This is a genomic window from Roseivirga sp. (genome assembly GCF_965216855.1).
In the GTDB taxonomy this organism is placed as follows: domain Bacteria; phylum Bacteroidota; class Bacteroidia; order Cytophagales; family Cyclobacteriaceae; genus Roseivirga.
Genome location: NZ_OZ244204.1, coordinates 3,587,720 through 3,603,870 on the forward strand (window position 1 = coordinate 3,587,720; position 16,151 = coordinate 3,603,870).

Annotated in this window: 12 protein-coding genes; 6 read left to right on the forward strand and 6 right to left on the reverse strand. The window is 43.9% G+C overall.

Annotated features, from left to right (window positions below; genetic code table 11):
- The first annotated feature begins 135 nt into the window (after positions 1-135).
- The 5 genes from ACOOEY_RS15880 (at position 136) to pbpC (ending at position 10,817) form a co-directional block, all read left to right on the forward strand.
- On the forward strand, positions 136-537 hold the full coding sequence (locus ACOOEY_RS15880) for an endonuclease domain-containing protein (RefSeq protein ID WP_420385705.1): 402 nt from the start codon (positions 136-138) through the stop codon (positions 535-537).
- A gap of 187 nt (positions 538-724) precedes the next feature.
- Positions 725-1,129 carry a hypothetical protein gene (locus tag ACOOEY_RS15885; RefSeq protein WP_420385706.1) on the forward strand — a complete coding sequence of 135 codons (405 nt, stop codon included), beginning with the start codon at positions 725-727 and terminating at the stop codon, positions 1,127-1,129.
- Complete coding sequence (locus tag ACOOEY_RS15890; protein ID WP_420388627.1) at positions 1,129-2,052, forward strand: IS3 family transposase; 924 nt, start codon at positions 1,129-1,131, stop codon at positions 2,050-2,052. The genes ACOOEY_RS15885 and ACOOEY_RS15890 overlap by 1 nt, the downstream gene beginning before the upstream one ends.
- A 614-nt stretch (positions 2,053-2,666) precedes the next feature.
- Entirely contained in the window at positions 2,667-8,219 is a 5,553-nt protein-coding gene (locus ACOOEY_RS15895) for an alpha-2-macroglobulin family protein (protein ID WP_420385707.1), read from the forward strand.
- 189 nt (positions 8,220-8,408) lie between these two features.
- Positions 8,409-10,817 carry a penicillin-binding protein 1C gene (gene pbpC / locus ACOOEY_RS15900; RefSeq protein ID WP_420385708.1) on the forward strand — a complete coding sequence of 803 codons (2,409 nt, stop codon included), beginning with the start codon at positions 8,409-8,411 and terminating at the stop codon, positions 10,815-10,817.
- Between the two features lie 347 nt (positions 10,818-11,164).
- Here pbpC and ACOOEY_RS15905 read toward each other — a convergent pair whose 3' ends face one another.
- The 3 genes from ACOOEY_RS15905 to trxA form a co-directional block, all read right to left on the reverse strand.
- Positions 11,165-12,148, reverse strand: coding sequence for a bifunctional methionine sulfoxide reductase B/A protein (locus ACOOEY_RS15905; protein ID WP_420385709.1), 984 nt, complete (start codon positions 12,146-12,148; stop codon positions 11,165-11,167).
- A gap of 190 nt (positions 12,149-12,338) precedes the next feature.
- Entirely contained in the window at positions 12,339-12,725 is a 387-nt protein-coding gene (locus ACOOEY_RS15910) for a DUF302 domain-containing protein (RefSeq protein WP_420385710.1), read from the reverse strand.
- Positions 12,722-13,090 (reverse strand): thioredoxin, encoded by a 369-nt coding sequence (gene trxA / locus ACOOEY_RS15915; RefSeq protein ID WP_420385711.1) that lies wholly within the window; start codon positions 13,088-13,090, stop codon positions 12,722-12,724. The genes ACOOEY_RS15910 and trxA overlap by 4 nt, the downstream gene beginning before the upstream one ends.
- A gap of 112 nt (positions 13,091-13,202) precedes the next feature.
- Between trxA and ACOOEY_RS15920 the strand changes: the two genes are divergently transcribed.
- The gene (locus ACOOEY_RS15920; RefSeq protein ID WP_420385712.1) at positions 13,203-13,766 is read left to right on the forward strand and encodes a hypothetical protein; all 564 of its coding nucleotides are present in this window, start codon (positions 13,203-13,205) and stop codon (positions 13,764-13,766) included.
- Here the strand turns inward: ACOOEY_RS15920 and ACOOEY_RS15925 are convergent.
- From ACOOEY_RS15925 to ACOOEY_RS15935, 3 genes are all read right to left on the reverse strand, one after another.
- Positions 13,753-14,895 carry a glycosyltransferase family protein gene (locus ACOOEY_RS15925; protein ID WP_420385713.1) on the reverse strand — a complete coding sequence of 381 codons (1,143 nt, stop codon included), beginning with the start codon at positions 14,893-14,895 and terminating at the stop codon, positions 13,753-13,755. The two genes, ACOOEY_RS15920 and ACOOEY_RS15925, sit on opposite strands and share 14 nt — an antisense overlap.
- A 1-nt stretch (position 14,896) precedes the next feature.
- Entirely contained in the window at positions 14,897-15,739 is an 843-nt protein-coding gene (locus ACOOEY_RS15930) for a UDP-2,3-diacylglucosamine diphosphatase (RefSeq protein WP_420385714.1), read from the reverse strand.
- A gap of 135 nt (positions 15,740-15,874) precedes the next feature.
- Complete coding sequence (locus tag ACOOEY_RS15935) at positions 15,875-16,111, reverse strand: acyl carrier protein (RefSeq protein ID WP_420385715.1); 237 nt, start codon at positions 16,109-16,111, stop codon at positions 15,875-15,877.
- Positions 16,112-16,151 lie beyond the last annotated feature (40 nt).

Here is a 16,151-nt window from a genome sequence, read left to right on the forward strand (position 1 = left end):
TCCTTAAAGCCTGAGTTGGTTTGAGTAAGGAAAGCTTCGTGTTATGTCCTCCTTAGGAGGAGCCTGCCTGCCGGCAAAGGCAGGGTGCCCAAAGGGCGGAGGAGGAGAATTTGGAGTTATTTCCTAAATTCCTCAATGAGTGCACACGAAAACCATCACTACAATCCACGCCTACAGTTGAATGCTAAAGCACTTAGGTCCAGGATGACAAAGGCGGAAGCTTGTCTCTGGAAGTACGTGCTCAAAGGAAGAAGATTGAAGGGGTATCAGTTTAGGAGACAGAGGCCTATAGATCAGTATATAGCTGATTTTGTTTGTCTCCCTCTTAATCTTATTATCGAAGTTGATGGAATAACTCATACTTATGGTGAAGTGGCTAACAACGATGAAATCAGACAAGCAAAATTAGAGTCACTTGGCTTTCGTGTGATTCGATTTGAAGATGATGAAGTGCTTACCCAGATCAATCGTGTAAGAGAAGTGATTCAGGAAGTAATAGAGCAAATCGAACGAGACTTATCGTCAACAGAAGGTTAAAGCTTCCGTTGCAAAAGGAATAGATAAATCAGTATCCTTAAGGCTTGAGGTTGTTTGTTTTAGGAATGTCTCGGCTTATGTCCTCCTTGGGAGGAGGTGCCCGAAGGGCGGAGGAGGATTGATGTAGTCATTCACTCTTATGACTGTCTTGTCCTGAAATAGGTTTACACCAACCTATTAAGAGAAAATGGACAAAAACAAGATTAGGCATGGAGGCTCAATTTCATGGATAGAGCGTGAGGAAATGATTAAGGAGTACCTTTCAGGAGATTTGAGTAAAGCAGAGATATGGAAGAAGTACACCGGCCAAGATGAAGAACACGGTCAGTTATTGAACTGGATGCGAAAGTTAGGTTATGTTGAAGATGCTGTGTCAAGACAACAAATACTGTTACCTTCATTTGGACAACCTATGGGCACATTGAACAAACCTACAGACGATAAAGACCCAGCAGAACTTCAGCGTAAGATCAAGGAACTTGAAAAGCAGCTAGAAATGGCCAAACTCAAGGCCGAAGGCTATGAGTTGATGATCGACATTGCAGAAAAGGAGCTAAAAATACCGATTAGAAAAAAGTCAGGCACCAAGTAATTACCACCTTAAAGGAAAGGCATCAACGCATTGCTCTGGGGCGTTTATGCTTGTTATTTGGTGTGACCAGGCAATCATACTATCAGCACTACTGGTTTTGGGAAGAGAAGACCTTTGAACAGGAGCTTGTTGTCAAGCAGGTAATGCAGATCCGAAAACGGCACCCATGTATAGGAACCAGAAAGTTATACCAACTCCTAGAACCATTTATGCTTGATCATCAGATTAAAATGGGTAGAGATGCCCTTTTCGATCTATTAGCGGCCAATAGCCTATTGGTGAGAAGAAGGAAAAACAGAATGCGTACTACCAACTCTTTTCACTGGCTTCGCAAGTATCCAAACCTGATTAAGGAGTTCGCCCCATTATCGGTAAACCAACTTTGGGTAAGCGACATCACCTACTGGAAAACCTCCATAGGATATCTGTATATCAGTTTTATTACCGATGCATACTCACATAAGATAGTAGGCTTTAGGGTAGATAAAACTCTGGAAGCAGCAGCATCGGTCAAAGCACTGAAGATGGCAATTCGGGAAGCAACAGGTTCTCTAAATGGCCTCATACATCACTCAGATAGAGGGTTGCAATATTGCAGCGGTGAGTATGTCAAGGTTCTGAAAAGACACAAGGTTAAAATCAGCATGACAGAAAACGGAGACCCAAAACAGAATGCTGTAGCTGAGAGGATTAACGGAATCATAAAAGGGGAATACTTAGAAAACTACCAAGTCAACAGCCTTAAACAAGCAAGAAAACTACTTAGGCAAACCATAAGGCTTTATAACAGTGAAAGGCCTCATATGAGTATTAACAATAGGATCCCTTCAGAGATACACCAGTCAAAGAACATAGAAGTATTAAGAAAGTGGAAGAACTATTACCCAAATAACAAACCAACTGTAAACCAATATCAGGATTAACTATTATTGTATTATCATTAGAAAACTATAAGTCAAATCTGTAAACTTATTTTAGGACGAGTCATGACTGAGGTTTTTGTCCACCCCCTAACCCCCGCCAGCGGGGGACATCTAAGGCTGGAACTTTCGCGGAAAAATTATCCTGATAAGTATCCTTAAAAGGCTGAGTTGGTTTGAGCAAGGAAGGCTTCGTGTTATGTCCTCCTTGGGAGGAGCCTGCCTGCCGGCAAAGGCAGGGTGCCCGAAGGGCGGAGGAGGATTAATGTAGTCATTCACTCTTATGACTGAGGTTTTTGTCCACCCCCTAACCCCCGCCAGCGGGGGACATCTAAGGCCGGAACTTTCGCGGAAAAATTATCCAATAAGTATCCTTAAAAGGCTGAGCTGGTTTGAGTAAGGAATGCCTCGGCTCATGTCCTAGGTGCCCGAAGGGCGGAGGAGGAGAGAACAGCCGAATACTTACTTCCAATTCATGACTTTTCTCAATACATAGAATTAATAAGAATTAGTTTTTATTGATACACACAATAAAAACTAAAATCCTAGTTATTAGATCGTAGGGGCAATTTTCCCTAACTTAATTTCTCTTTATCATCCTCCAAACTTGAGTTAATATGCGCAGCAAAGTTCCTTTTGTGAGAGCCCTCTGTCTCCTCTCCCTATTCGTTTTATTCAATGCCTGTCAAACCCGTAAGAAAGCTCCCGAAACCTATGATCGGGTGGCTGATGAGCAGTATGCTGATGTGATTTCGGCCTATACCACGGGAAAAATTTCAAGCCAATCGGTGATTACAGTGCAACTGGCCGAAAATGTACCGACAACCAACCAGAGAAAAGACCTGTTAAGCTTCTCTCCTTCTATAAAGGGGGAGACACGTTGGGTTACCCCAAGAGTGGTCGAGTTCAGGCCCGGTCGGCCTTTACCTAATGGGGCCGCTTATGTTGGTAAACTAAAGTTAGACGGACTGGAAATTGAACTGGCCAAAGACCTCAAACCCTTTGAGTTTACCTTCAATGTGATTGCTCAGGATTTCGACCTTGATATTACCGGGATCAACAGTGATGAGGCTAATCCCATGCGCAAACAAGTGATTAGAGGAACATTTAATACGGCTGACTTTGCAGATACAGTAGCATTGGCCAAGGCAGTAACCTTTGAGCAGGAGGGTAAGCGACTCAATGTGACTTGGGATTTTGATGAAACTACTGGTAAAAATCATTCATTCACTGTGCTTTCAGTCGATCGAAAGGAGGAAGTTTCGGAGGTAGACTTTTTTGTGGAGGGAAATGTTTTTGGTGCTGACCGGAATCGTGAGGGAAGCGTAACTATTCCTTCCCTGAATGACTTTTCACTCATTAGTGCCAGATTGCAAAAGAGTGCAGATCCTTATGTGGTGCTTAACTTCTCAGACCCACTGAACGAAAGACAGGACCTCAATGGGTTGATCACCCTGGAAGGAGATAATAACCCAAGGTTTCTGATTGAAGGAAATGAAGTGCGCGTTTATCCTTCCACCGATTTAAATGGGAATAAACTAGTCAGGGTTTATGAAGGCATTCGGAATCAGCTCGACTTTCGAATGGCTGAAGGCAGTCAGCAGGTAGTGAACTTTAGCCAGATTAAGCCACAAGTTAGATTGACCCAGCAGGGAAGTATCCTCCCCAGCTCAGATGGCTTAATTCTACCTTTTGATGCGGTAAATGTTCGGGCAGTTGAAGTGACGGTTATCAAGGTATCAGAGGCCAATGTCTTCCAGTTTCTTCAAGTCAATGAACTGGATGGCAATGATCAACTGAGAAGGGTGGGTAAGCCAATCGTTAAGCAGGCGATTTTGCTGGATGAGTCTGGAGTGACTGACTTCAGTCGCTGGAACCGTTTTACGCTTGATCTAGCCAACCTGATCACTCCGGAAAGAGGGGCTATTTATCAGGTCAGGTTAAATCTTCGACAAGAGTTTTCACTATATCAATGCGAAGGCAACCAGCCAGAAATGAATCTTGAAGGAGCGATAGAAGAAGATAACTGGAACACTTTCGACATTGGTAATCATGGAGAATACGATAGCTACTATGATTATAACTATGGCTATAACTATGATTGGCGCGAGCGTGAAAATCCCTGCCATGAGAGCTACTATGCCGGCACCCAGCGAATGGTGAAAACCAATGTGTTGGCTTCAGACCTGGGTATGATAGCCAAGCTTGGAAACAACAGAACTCTTACTGCTTTTGTGACAGACCTCAAAACCACTAAGCCCATTTCAGGGCTATCGGTGAATGTCTATGATTATCAGCAAGAACTATTGCAGACCCTTCAAACAGATGCAGAGGGAAGAATAATCCTCGATACACAACGTAAGCCATTCCTTTTAGAAGCAGTTCGGGGCGTTGAAAGAGGCTATCTCAAGTTAACGGATGGTACTTCATTATCGGTGAGTAACTTCAACGTGGGAGGTGCCAGAGTTGAAAGAGGCATACAAGGCTTTATCTATGGAGAACGTGGAGTCTGGAGGCCTGGTGATCCTATTTATCTCGATTTTATTCTCGAAGACAAAGACAACAACATACCTGATGACCATCCGGTGGTATTAGAATTCCTGGACCCATCGGGTAATCTCAAAGACAGAAAAGTTAGTACTCAGTCAGTTGGAGGTTTCTATCCTTTCCAGCTACAGACCGCTGATGATGATCCTACCGGAAATTGGCTGGCAAGAGTTAATGTGGGAGGGTCTTCTTTCACCAAAAGGATTAAAATTGAGACCATTAAACCAAACCGCCTTAAGATCAATTTTGACTTAGGACGTGATAGAATTGCTGCCGGGACCCAGGAAGTCAATGCAGATCTTAATGTAAAATGGCTGACCGGTGCAACGGCTAAGAATCTCAAAGCCGAATTCGATCTTTACCTGAATCCGGCCAGAACCACTTTCGAAGATTACCCGGCTTATTCATTCGATGATGTCGCCAAAGAATATTACCCTGAAACAGAGCGGATTTTTGAAGGGAGAGTCGATGCCGAGGGCAAAGCTAAGGTGCCCATCAGCCTGGTAACACAGCCTAATGCTCCTGGTATGTTGATGGCCACCTTTAGCGGTAAAGTTTACGAGCCGGGAGGAGATTTCAGTATTGATCAGTTTTCAGTGCCTTTCTACCCTTACACCCATTTCGTGGGACTGAAGAAGCCTGAAGGAAACAGGAGGGGGCAGCTATTGACCGAGAGAGATCATGTGCTGGATATTGTGTCAGTTGATGCTGAAGGTAATCCGGTAGATCGTTCAGAACTCGTCATAGAAGCCTTTAAGCTGCAATGGCGCTGGTGGTGGGATAGGTCAGATAATCTGGCCTATTATGTAAGTAGGAATGAGAACAGCCCTTATTTCAGACAAAGAATTACTACGGAAAATGGTAAAGCGCAGGTGCAGATCAATGTTCCTAATGAGGACTGGGGCCGATACTATATCAGAGTAAGAGATATTCGCTCAGGACATTCTGCCGGATCGGTGACCTACTTTGATTGGCCTGGTTGGTCGGCAAGCAATAATCGTCCGGGAGGAGCTTCATTGCTCAACTTCTCTACTGATAAGGAAGATTATAAGGTTGGGGAGGAAGTAACATTACGCATACCTGCCAGTACGCAGGGCCGGGCATTAGTGAGCATAGAGAATGGAAGTAAGGTAATTGAGGCCCATTGGGTTGAGACCAAAAATGGGTCGAACGAATTTAGTTTTGAAGTGACTCCTGAAATGGCACCTAATGTCTACATCAATGCCACTTTATTACAGCCACATGCTCAGACCAGAAATGATTTACCCATTAGACTTTATGGCATAGTGCCGATTAATGTCACGGATGATAGAACAGTTTTGCGGCCAGAGATTACTATGCCGGAGGTACTCAAGCCTGAGGAGTCTTTTAAGGTGGAAGTGAGCGAACTCAATGGTAAGCCGATGACCTATACCATTGCAGTGGCAGACGAGGGCTTGCTTGATATTACCCGCTTCAATACTCCCAACCCTTGGAATACATTCTATGCTCGTCAGGCCCTGGGAGTGAAATCATGGGATATCTATGACGATGTCATTGGCGCTTTTAATGGAGACCTTTCCAGACTATTGGCGCTGGGTGGTGACGGATCAGGGGCAAGACCGGAAAGTGCAAAAGCCAATCGATTTAAACCGGTGGTTAAGCATCTCGGGCCTTTTCAACTGGAGAGAGGAAAAAAGGCATCACATACCATTGAAATGCCGAACTATATAGGTTCAGTCCGCACGATGGTTATTGCAGGGGATGGAGGAGCTTATGGAAGCTCTGAAAAGGCAACACCGGTTCGCAAGCCTTTGATGGTTTTAGGAACACTGCCCAGAGTGTTGGGGCCGGGTGAGAAACTCAATCTGCCGGTTTCGGTCTTCGCGTTGGAAGATTTCGTGAAGGAGGCAGAAGTAGAAGTTAAGGTCAGTGGACCTCTTCAATTGGCGGACAATAATAAGAAAACTCTGAAATTCAATTCATTAGGCGATGAACTGGTTGATTTCGGCCTGGAGGTAAAACCTGAACTGGGTGTAGGTAAAGTTGAAATCATAGCGAGATCGGGGCGTGAGGTAGCCACCCATGAAATTGAGATTCAGATCAGAAACCCTAATCCTCCGGTGACTTCCGTGCTTCAGACATCTCTTCAACCAGGAGAAAGCTGGGAGCAGGCTTTTGAAGCCATTGGCATGAACGGTACAAATTCTACGGAATTGGAGCTGTCAATTCTTCCTCCAATCAACCTGGGTAAAAGACTTGGCTATCTGGTTAGTTATCCTCATGGTTGTATTGAGCAAACCACATCATCAGTGTTTCCTCAGTTATTCTTGTCCAGTATTATGGAAGTGAGTGAGAGAAAGGAGCGGGAGATACAAAGGAACATCATTGCAGCAATTGACCGACTAAGTAAGTTTCAGACAGCAGAAGGAGGGTTTGCCTATTGGCCAGGGCAGAGTGACGACAATGAGTGGGGAACAAACTACGCAGGTCACTTTATGCTGGAAGCCAGAGAGAAGGGCTATGATGTGCCAACCGCCCTTTTTAATAGCTGGAAAAGTTATCAGGGCAAGAGAGCCAGACAATGGGCCAGATATGGTCAGTACAATGATGATATCGTTCAGGCCTATCGACTCTATACTTTGGCCAAGGCTCAGTCACCGGAGTTGGGAGCGATGAATAGACTGAGAGAAGATTCTAACCTGAGTCTGGAAGCGAAATGGAGGTTAGCTGCTGCTTATGCCCTGACCGGAAGAGTGCAGGTAGCTAAGGAGATGATTAATGCATTGCCAAAACAGTCGAGCCGAAAGTCCACCTATTACTACTATGGTTCACAGCTTAGGGATAATGCCATGATTCTGGAAACCATGGGATTACTTAATATGCGAGATGAAGGAATGAATTTACTTCGCTCTGTGGCCGATGCTTTAAGTGAAGACCGATGGTTGAGTACTCAAACCACAGCTTATGGCCTATTGGGTGTAATTAAATTCGTTGGCCTCAATAGTACGGCTTTTGGAAATAGCCTGTCCGCTGAATATCAGGTGAACAATGGGAGGAATGAAACGCTTGATACTGCCAAACCCATAAAGGTGGTAGAGATGGCTAAGGACAATCAAAGTGGTCAGCTGAATGTGAAGAACAATGGTGAATCAATTCTTTTTGTACGACTGATTCAGAGAGGTCAACCTTTGACAGGACAGGAGACCAGCGGAAATTCTGGACTGAGGTTGCAGGTGCAATACTTCGACAGGAATAATGTGCCTATTGACCCGGCTAACCTGGCCCAAGGAACAGACTTCACAGCTGAAGTAACGGTTTATAATACCGGTAGTCAGGGGATTTACCGAGATCTGGCGCTGTCTCAGGTTTTTCCATCCGGATGGGAAATACTCAATGACCGATTGAACGAAATACCGGGAGCATCAGCTGTTAATAACTACACCTATCGGGATATCAGAGATGATCGGGTCTATACGTATTTTGACCTGAGGTCCAATGATTCAAAAACCTTCAAAGTCAACCTGAACGCCACGTATGGCGGGAAATACTATCTGCCGGTGGTGACAGTAGAGGCCATGTATGATAATACGATTTATGGCAGGGAAGCCGGAAAATGGGTAGAGGTGAAAGGAGTGAACTGATTTTGGGATTGATTTAATGGAAATAGCCCCCATCCAAACCTTCCCCCATGGGGGAAGGCTTAGCAGACGGCCAGAGTGGAGGGATTCCAGCATGCGCGGGAATGATGGTTCCAAAAGGCTGAAGATGTATCCGGTAAGTCATCCCGAAGCAAGTACGACTGAGGGATCTTATATATCAGTACAAGAAAAGTGATCAAACGAATAAAGAAATATCGAAAAGCATTAATAGTAACCCTGCTCATACTAGGAGTAGGGTACTATTTCTGTTTGCCGAAAACACTCTTTGATGAACCGTATGCTACCGTAGTCAATGATCGAAATGGTGCCTTGCTGTCAGCCAGAATTGCCAGTGATGGTCAGTGGCGGTTTCCAGAACTGGATTCATTACCTGACAAGTATATCACGGCTCTGATCTCATTTGAAGATCAGAGATTCTACAATCACTTAGGAGTCGACCCTTTGGCTTTTGGCCGGGCCATAAGGCAAAATATACAGGCCGGGAAAGTTGTGAGTGGGGGTAGTACTATATCCATGCAGGTTATTCGACTACACCGGAAGGGTAAAAATAGATCGGTCTTTGAAAAGCTGATTGAAATGGTACTGGCTACTCGTCTGGAGTTACGCTATTCCAAAAAGGAAATTCTAGAACTCTATGCTTCTCATGCCCCTTTTGGTGGAAATACAGTAGGGCTCAATGCAGCGGCCTGGCGTTATTTTGAGCGGAATCCTTCCTCGCTCTCCTGGGCTGAGGCGGCACTCTTAGCGGTTTTGCCCAATCAACCCGCTATGTTATATCCGGGTAGAAGTGTTCAGCCATTAAAATCGAAAAGAGATAGATTGCTTCAGAAGCTTTTTGAAGAAGGCCATCTCGAGCAGACCGACCTCCAGTTGGCATTATCTGAACCTTTACCGGACAAACCTCAGGACTTACCACAACTGGCTTCTCACTTCACCAATTTTCTGATTAATTCAGGTGAAGAAGGAAAGCAAGTGCATTCTGGTCTGGATATTCATGTCCAAAGAGATGTTAGCCATATTTTAAACGCCCACCAACAGTTGCTCAGAACAGAGGGTATCCATAATGCGGCTGCTATAGTACTGGATGTTAAGGAAAACCAGGTCATGGCCTATGTGGGTAATGTCAGGGGAGCTGGTCGCGAAAATCAGGAATTCGTTGATGTGATTCAGGCACCCCGAAGCACCGGTAGCCTCTTAAAACCTCTACTCTATGCCAGTCTTTTAGATGAAGGCCAGATATTACCAAAGACTTTAATCCCCGATGTACCGATCTTCTTTGGAGACTTCGCCCCTCAAAATTTCAGTAAAACCTATGATGGTGCCGTGCATGCAGATATGGCCATTGCCCGCTCCCTGAACATTCCCGCTGTAGAAATGCTGAAGATGTATGGTTATCCTAAATTTCATCAGAAGCTGAGAGATATGGGGATGACCACTTTAAATCGTCCCCCAGGACATTACGGTCTCTCTTTGATCCTTGGTGGTTCAGAAGGTACACTCTGGGATCTGACCAATATATACGCTGGCATGTCACGTACTCTGAATCACTTCAATAGGGAAAGATATAAAGCAGAAGATTTCGACTTTGCGAGTTTGGAAGTTGGGCAGCATACTTCTGGGGATTCCCGCTTACGCGGGGGTGATGTGAGGAGAGAGGGGAACGATGAAAGGAAAAGTAGTGAGTTACCCAGCCATCTATCGGCTGCATCCATTTGGTTTGCCTTTGAGGCCATGCTTGAAGTTTATCGCCCTAATGAAGATGCTGCGTGGAGGCTATACTCAAGCTCTAACAAAATAGCCTGGAAAACAGGTACCAGTTTTGGTTATCGCGATGGTTGGGCCATTGGTGTGACACCTGAATATGTGGTTGGTGTTTGGGTGGGCAATGCTGATGGGGAAGGAAGACCGGGCCTCACCGGAATTAAGGCAGCGGCTCCAATTATGTTCGATATTTTCGATCGCCTACCTGAGACTACCTGGTACAATATGCCGAGAGCAGAATTGATAACGGCTGCTGTTGATCGGGAAAGTGGTTATCTGGCATCACCTTATTCCACGCAGGTGGATACTGTATTTATTCCAAAGGTTGGTTTGCGCACTACTGCTTCCCCTTTTCATAAACTTGTTCATCTTGATGCTTCAGAAAGATATCAGGTGAATACCGGTTGTCTGCCTCTGAATGAGATAGTTACCAAAAGCTGGTTTGAATTACCTCCCAAGCTGGCCTATTACTATAAAATGAAAAACCCCACTTATGCTGATCCTCCTGGATTTATGGCAGGTTGTGCCAATGAATTGACTGAATTAAAAGCCATGGAGATGATTTACCCTGAGCCAAATGCATCTTTTTACCTTCCTGTAGAACAAGACGGTAAGCTGGGGAAAATTGTCTTTGAGGCCACGCATCAGAGTAGAACGACTAAGGTTCATTGGCATTTGGATGGAGAATACCTTGGTTATACTCAAAGTGAGCATGTTATGTCATTACAACCTGCTAATGGTAACCATCGACTGGTCCTGGTTGATGAATCAGGAAACGAATTAGTAAGGCGGTTTGAGGTGTTGAGGAAAGGGGATTAGGTTATCAGTCGATCAGAAATCAGCTTTTTAGTGAGTGCCAATCAAATACCGCGTTCTCTGCGACCTTTTCGGTTGAAAACTTACCGCTGAGTTGACTAAGAACGCAAAGAAACTTCGGTCCTCCGATTTCTTGCTGTTTCACCCTAGTGTCTAAAGGGGAATTACAGCATCAGTTACTTTGGAGACTCTTCGCTACAATCGGTCTTGCTTATCAGCCGACCGCTTTACGCTCTGAGTGACGCATACCTGAAAATCACCTGTTTTCTGATCAACCGATAACTGATTTCTCCTTCGGCCTTCCGTCTTCCATCTTCCGTCTTCCATCTTCCGTCTTCGGTCTTCTAGCCTCAGGCTTCTGGCTTTAATACCTCCTTAAACATAGACCTCAGCTTGTTAACCTTAGGGCTAATGACGGCCTGACAGTAGGGTTGGTTAGGGTTGTCGTTGAAATAGTTTTGATGATAATCTTCTGCCGGATAGAAAGCAGCGGGTCCTGTAATTTCCGTTACAATTGGGTCATCAAAGTACTGAGTCATTTCAGTTTTGATTTCTTCGGCCGTCTTCAGGTCTTCTTCGTCAGCTGCTATAATGATGGATCGGTATTGACTCCCTGTATCATAACCCTGACGGTTGAGTGTAGTAGGATCGTGGGTAGCAAAGAAAATACGGAGAAGATCTGCGTAGGTCAATTCTTTTGGGTTGTAAGTAATCCTGATTACTTCTGCATGATTGGTTCTTCCACTGACTACTTCACGGTAAGTAGGATTTTTTATCTGTCCACCTGCAAAACCTGACTCTACTTTAATCACACCCTGTACACGTTGGAATACGGCTTCAGTACACCAAAAACAACCACCTCCAATAATGGCAGTGGCTTCTGTCAGCTCAGTAGAAAGTAGTTGCATGGATGCTGAGTTTACACAATATCTCAATCCGCTTGGTTCAGGACCGTCAGGGAAAACATGACCCTGATGAGCATCACAGGTATTACACATGATTTCAACCCTTACCATACCATAGCTGGTGTCTTTTTCATACTTAATGGCATTTTCCTTCACGGGTTGTGTAAAACTTGGCCAACCAGTACCTGATTCAAATTTCACCCTTGAATCAAACAAAGGGGTGCCACAGCAGACACAGCCATAGAGACCCGGTTCATGCCTTTCGCAAAATTCTCCTGAACCAGCTCTTTCTGTACCCTTTAACCGGGCAATCTGAAACTGTTCGGAACTGAGGATTTCCCTCCATTCCTCTTCAGTTTTTTCTACTCTTTTATCAGGTTGAGGATTTCCGTTATTGGCGAATTTGATGATATCTGACCAGGTAAGCATAGGCAATAAGTTTATGGCTGACAGAACAAGCTAATCAACCGGATGGTTTACTGTTGACTCAAATATCGGATGGAATATGGAATTATAGCCTATGGGTGAGTAATAATGTAATTATGGTGAAACTTGGACGACAATAAAAAAGGAGTGACAGATCTGTCACTCCTTCATTGAGATTAACCCATCTCTCAAGTCAACTTACACTTTCCAGTAATTTCTTAATCTTTTGGTCCAGTTCTGAAGCCAGTTCTTTTAACGCTTGCGGTGAACTCTCTGGAATAGAGTCAAATGGACTTTGAATATCAACTGTAAAACCCTCACCTTCTTTTCTCACCACTACATTACAGGGCAGTTGAATTCCGATTGATGGCTCCAGCTTGATAGCCTCATAAGCCAGATTTGGATTACAAATCTGTAATTGCTTATAGGTGCCAATATCCTTTTGAATTTTATTCAACAGTGTTTGTTGAAAGTCAATCTGATGAAGCACTCCAAAGCCAATTTCTTTGAATCTGCTAATCAATTGTTCTTCCAATTGTTCTTGTTCAATGCCTGAAAAGTGATGGCTTATGGTATTCATGATTCAACGTTTTGTAATAGAAGCTCTTTCTTAATGACGTCTTTTAAAACTTCTTTGGGCAAGGCACCCGCTTGCATCATCGGTTGGCCGTCTTTAGGAATAAACAAGATGCTAGGGATACTCCTGATACCAAACATGGCGCTCAGTTCTCTTTCTGCCTCGGTGTCCACTTTGTAGATGTCAATTTCCGGATATTCTCCCGCCAATTCTTCAAAAATAGGGGCAATCATTTTACAGGGTCCACACCAGTCGGCATAGAAGTCTATAATGGCTGGTTTGTCGCCTTCAAACTTCCACTCTTTATTCTTTTTATAGTTGAATACTTTAGCTTCGAAATCGGTAAGTGTTAACTGCTTTGTTTTCATTTCTCTCAATTTATAAACCATTAAGTGGTATCAGAGAGTTATGGTTCCATCAATGGTTTTACAATGTAACTCAGGTTACTTTAGTGGGGAGGAGCAACGAAATTAGAATTCAATGATGGTCTGCGGAATTGATTATGGGAGTAAACTGGCGGGCACAACCAGCATAGCGTATCGGGATAATGGCGAAATCAAACTACTTCGATCAGCTAAGAAACAGGATGCTGATAAAATGATCATTGACTTTTGCGATAAGCATCGACCTGAACTCATTGCTATTGATGCCCCGCTTTCCTTGCCGGGTGTTTACTCCAATAAGATTGATTTCAACGACTATTTTTACCGAGAGGCAGATAGAGTCTTAAGGGCAATGTCGCCTATGTTTCTGGGAGGGCTGACGGCCAGAGCCATGCGATTGAAAGATAAGTTGACGGCCATAGCGTTTATAGAAGTATATCCCGTTTACAGGGCCAGGGAAATGGGTCTCGAGGCAATGGGATATAGGTCCAAGTCACCCGATATCGATGCAATGGGGAGTGCATTGAACATGGAAAAATTACCGGATATTGCTTCATCTCATGACTTCGATGCCGTTCTATGCCTTGAAATAGCAGAGCGATATGCGAAAGGCCTCGCCAAGCAGGAAGGACTGGCCGGAGAAGGACTTATTTACTACTGATCGATGGCAGAAGGCTGAACCATCTGAATCGATTCGATTCATCAATTTGAGGCTCAAGCACTTCAATTTCCTTCACAAACCGCTGTTCATAACCATCGAGCCATTCTGAAAACACTTCATTAGGGCTGTGTTTCTTGGTGATGTAATTCAATAACAGTCCAATATTGAACTTTCTGGACTTGATTCCTGCCTGGGCAAGCAGTGCGTCTTCAGCATTACAAGCCTGTTCGTACTGTCCCTTAACCGGAACCATAAGTACGGGTTTCCCCAGGTACATGGCTTCACATATAGATTCAAAACCGGCAGTGGTTGCATATCCTGCGCAACTTTCCATGAGCGTCAGAAACTTCTGATCATTCAAATGATGAAAATGAAGATTTTTGTGAGGTGACCAGCCATCAGGGTATTCATGGTTATCCCAAAAACAATGCAGATTGATCTTCTTATTCCTGGCATGCCAGCGTATGATCTCTTCACCATAACCCTTATTGACTACATAGGATAAGACGAAATCTCCAGTTTTAGGAGCCAACTCAAGTACTTCTTGTCTCAAAAGTGGAGGAACAATACTCAATCCACGTTTATGGCTTTTCAGCGCTCTGAAGGAAAGTGCCAGTTTCTTGTTCGTATTAAAAGAGGTGAACTGATTGTTGATTTTGAAAGCCAGTTTTTGGGTAAAATAACCTTTAGCGAAAGGGAATGACTCGTGTTCTGCGAGGTATTGATGAGCAATGCAAATTCTTTTGCATTGAGGCCTGAATAGAAGAAAGTAGAAACCTCCTATTACATCGTAAAAGTTGATGATGACATCTGGGTTATATTCATTCTTGATGGAGTGGATAGTAAGCAATTCTCTCAGGTAAAGAGGGATCCGAATCAGATTGAAGACAATGGTTTTCCAACCGTTAATGGTCTTGCTATTTCTATCATAGTAGAAATTAGGGCTTTTAACCAGCTTGAGACTGGCCTTTGTCTTGTTCCTGAAAAATGAAGGAATACTTCTTCTTTTGCTGGTGCCAATGGCCATAATACCCACTTCGTGGCCAGCATTTTCAAGAATTTGCTCCAATGCCAGGGCCTGAGTCATATGTCCGCGACCTTCTCCCTGAATGATAAACATTAGTTTCATATCAGGCATTTTTGACCTTCAGACCAGACGCTTCATTCTCTTTTTCGAAGTAGTCTTTCAGATCAATTGTATTGTCTTCTTTCTCGGCTTGTTGCTTTTCCTTCTGATCACTTTCAGAGTAATAAACAAGGTCCCATTCCCCGTTTTTATCTTCGATCAATGCTGTCATAGACTCCACCCAATCTCCAGAGTTCATGTAATGGATTCCATCGATCATTTTCATGGCTGGTTGATGAATATGACCACAGATAATACCATCACAGTCTTTATATCTGGCCATGGCAGCCAGCTGGGTTTCGAAGTCGTCTATGTATTTGACAGCCTGCTTTACTTTGCCCTTAATCTTTTGAGAAAGAGAGAAGTAGGGGAGGCCTTTCTTCAGTCGTCTGTAGTTGTATTGTCTGTTTAACCAAAGGAGGAAGGTATAGCCTATGTCACCTAGCTTGGCGATCCATTTGAACTGTGAGGTTACGGAATCGAAGACATCTCCGTGTACTATATAGTACTTCTTTCCATTGGATTCATAAATGGTATCCCGGCAGATTTTCAGGTTACCGACAGTGAAGGGTAATACCTGGTCCAGGAAGTCATCATGGTTGCCTCTGAGGTAGGTGATTTTAGTGCCATCTTCCTCAATCATTTTTAGAATTTTGGTGAAGAAGCGGGTGTGCTTTCGCTTCCATTTTCCGGATTTACGAAGTTGCCATCCGTCTATGATATCACCGTTAAGGATGAGGTTTTTGCATCGATATTGCTTAAGAAACCTGACCAACTCCTTGGCTTTGGAGCCTTTGGTTCCTAGGTGCACATCTGACACAATAATGGTTTTACACTCGTGCTTCACTGTCTGGGTATTTGGGGGTTCGGGCTAATACAATATCAACCTTTAGTGTGACCCCGCTGTAAACAGTGAATTATGACAATGCTATAATTAGTAGCGTTAAAGAATACTGAGGTAAAATTGGCTTAATACAAGTTGCTATTTCACTTGCTCTTCAATGTATTTCACGGCTTGCCCTACAGTCTGTAGCTTCTCTGCATCGCTGTCTGGAATGCGGATATTGAAGGTCTGTTCAAATTCCATAACGATCTCTGCATAGTCGAGAGAATCAATTCCTAAGTCTTTAATGAAGTTGGCATCGAGGGTGGCCTCAGTGGGTGCTATGCCTATTTTTTCTACTAGTATTTGAGTTACCTGGTCTAGAGTATTGCTCATTCGGATAGTGGTCAAATTATATGGCGGAAGTTAAACCATT